General features: G+C 77.0%; 1 pseudogene. It reads left to right on the top strand.

What is annotated here, in order from left to right:
• A pseudogene (locus tag G3I78_RS48120) lies at positions 1–466 on the top strand (hypothetical protein); the annotation flags it as partial.

The following is a 466-nucleotide window of genomic DNA, read 5'->3' on the forward strand; positions in this document are numbered from 1 at the left end:
CCGCTCCTGGCTCTGCGACCTCGCCCGCGCCGGCCGGCAGGGCATCGACCACGACCTGGTCTCCGCGTCGGCGCCGGTCGTCTCCGCGATGCTTCCCGACCCCGCGCTGCGCCGCCTGGCGACGCTCCTCGACGGGTTCGCGGCCGAGCTGGCCGCCTCCTGCCCGGGGGCCACCCTGGACCGTGTCCCCGTACGCCGCTGGGCCGACCTCTGGTCGCGTGCGCTGCTGCTGACGCTGCCCGGCGCCGCCGACGCGGCCGTCGCCGCGACCGGGACGGCCACCGGCCGCCTCCTGCCGCTCGGCGTCGACCTCCACGAGCACGCGACCGCCGTACAGGCCGAGGTCGACGCGCGCGGCGGGCGCCTGGCCGCCGTCGAAATCCGGGTGCTCCTCTTCGAGATGCAGGCCCCCGGGGCGCACCATGATCGTTGCGAGCCCGGAGCTGTCACCGAGCCGGTACTCCTC

Origin of the sequence: Streptomyces sp. SID13726 (genome assembly GCF_010548375.1) — a bacterium.
Lineage (GTDB): Bacteria > Actinomycetota > Actinomycetes > Streptomycetales > Streptomycetaceae > Streptomyces.